2 protein-coding genes are annotated in these 2,244 nt (G+C 76.6%); both read left to right on the top strand.

Annotation, left to right across the window (positions count from 1 at the left end):
* Positions 1–182: 182 nt before the first annotated feature.
* Positions 183–1,631, top strand: coding sequence for an acyl-CoA synthetase (locus IE329_RS21830; protein WP_190212626.1), 1,449 nt, complete (start codon positions 183–185; stop codon positions 1,629–1,631).
* Between the two features lie 289 nt (positions 1,632–1,920).
* Positions 1,921–2,244: hypothetical protein (locus tag IE329_RS21825; RefSeq protein ID WP_229927639.1), on the top strand; the 324-nt coding region annotated here is incomplete at its 3' end.

Raw genomic sequence — 2,244 nt, 5'->3', positions numbered from 1 at the left:
CGACTACGGCGTGGTCGGTGACCTCTTCACCGTCCTCCCGCAGCTCACCGCCGAGGTGCAGAGCCGCAAGGGCTGATCCGAACGATCCGCCCGGAGGGCGCGGACGGCCGAACAGGGCCGCCGCGCCCTCCGGCGTACCCCGGGCCGTAGAGTCGGCGCCAAGGACCGACGCGGAGGGGCTCATGAGTCTGTTGACGGCGCTTCAGGACGGGCACGGCGACAGCGCCGACGCCCTGCGGATCGACGGGGTCGCGCTCTCGCGCGAGCGGCTGCTCGGCGCCGCCGCCGCCGTCGCCGACCGGGCGGCGGGGGCACCGGCGCTCGCGGTGCTCGCCCGGCCCACGGCCGCGACGGTGGCCGCGGTGGTCGGCGGCCTGCTGGCCGGCGTCCCGGTGGTGCCGCTGCCGCCCGACTCCGGGCCCAAGGAGCGCGCGCACATCCTGCGGGACTCCGGCGCCGCCCTGCTCGCGCTGCCGGCCGGGGAGCGGGCCCCGGAGGGCCTGGACGCGCTGCCCGGCCTGGACACCCTCCCGGTGGACCTGACGCTGCGTTCGGCCACCTCGTACCCCGAGCCGGGCGAGGACGCCACCGCCTTCGTCCTCTACACCTCCGGCACCACCGGCGCGCCGAAGGGCGCCGTGATCCGCCGCGCCGCCGTCGCCGCCGACCTGGACGCGCTCGCCGAGGCCTGGCAGTGGACGGCCGAGGACACCCTGGTGCACGGACTCCCGCTGTTCCACGTGCACGGCCTGGTCCTCGGCGTGCTCGGCGCCCTGCGGACCGGCAGCCGCCTGGTGCACACCGGCCGTCCGACCCCGGAGGGCTACGCGCGGGCCGGCGGCACGCTGTACTTCGGCGTCCCCACCGTCTGGTCGCGGATCGCCGCCGACCCCGCGGCGGCGGCCGGCCTGCGGACGGCCCGGCTGCTGGTCTCCGGCAGCGCCCCGCTGCCCGTCCCGGTCTTCGAGCGGCTCGCCGGGCTCACCGGGCAGGCGCCGATCGAGCGCTACGGCATGACCGAGTCGCTGATCACGGTCAGCACCCGCGCGGACGGCGAACGCCGCCCCGGCAGCGTCGGCCTGCCGCTGCGGGGCGTCCGGACCAGGCTGGTCGGCGAGGACGGCGCGCCCGTACCGCCGGACGGCGAGAGCGTCGGCGAGCTCCAGGTGGCCGGGCCCACCCTGTTCGCCGGGTACCTGAACCGGCCGGACGCCGACGCCGAGTCCTGGACGGACGACGGCTGGTTCCGCACCGGCGACGTGGCCGTGATCGGTGCGGACGGGTTCCACCGGATCGTCGGCCGGGCCTCGGTGGACCTGATCAAGAGCGGCGGGTACCGGATCGGCGCCGGCGAGGTCGAGGCCGCCCTGCGGGACCACCCGGCGGTGGCCGACGCCGCCGTGGTCGGCGCGCCGGACGAGGATCTCGGCCAGGCCGTGGTCGCGTACGTCATCCCGGACGGCGCCGTGACGGGGGAACAGCTCACCGCCTTCGTGGCCGAGCGGCTGTCCGTCCACAAGCGGCCCCGGCGGGTGGTGCTGGTGGACGAACTGCCCCGCAACGCGATGGGCAAGGTGCTGAAGAAACTGCTGCTCCAGGAGTCGACGACGGGCGGTTCCGGGCACTCCTGACGGTCCGCCCGGCCCGGGCCGGCCTGACGGACCCTCCGGTGCCGAGGGCGCTTCTGCTGACGCCCAGTCACCGAGGGTGAACCACCCGTTGGCGCCGCTCGTTGCGCGCCGTGAGCGCGGGCGTGCTTAACGTGACCCCCAGAACTGAAACCCGGGTCGCCGCGCCCCCGCCGGACTCCGTCCGGCGGGCTCCTCCGGAAGTGACATCCGGACCAGGCGGCCACCCGCTCGTGGCGGACGACCGCCGCGAGCCGCCCGGGCCCCACGTCAGCAGAGGAAGACGCAAGGAATGAACACCGTCGACACCGGCGCGCCGAGCGCCCCGCAGAGCGAGCCGACCACCGCCTACACCGCCGCCACCGCCGAGCGGACCCGGTCCGGTGGGATAGCCCGCGGCGGACGGATCCGCCGCGGCCTGGGGGCGGTCGCCCTCGTCGCCGCCGGGGCGGGCGTGATCGGCCTCGGCACCGGCGTCGGCACGGCCGCCGCCGAGCCCGCTCCGGCCCACGCCGGCTGGGACGGCTCGAAGTACTGGTTCAAGGACACCCAGGGTCACTGGCGGTGGACCAGTCACTACGACGTCTACCGGTCGCGGACGGGTGGTGCGGCCGCC

Origin of the sequence: Kitasatospora indigofera (genome assembly GCF_014655955.1) — a bacterium.
Taxonomy (GTDB): domain Bacteria; phylum Actinomycetota; class Actinomycetes; order Streptomycetales; family Streptomycetaceae; genus Kitasatospora; species Kitasatospora indigofera.
This window is presented reverse-complemented; position numbering and strand designations above follow the sequence as displayed.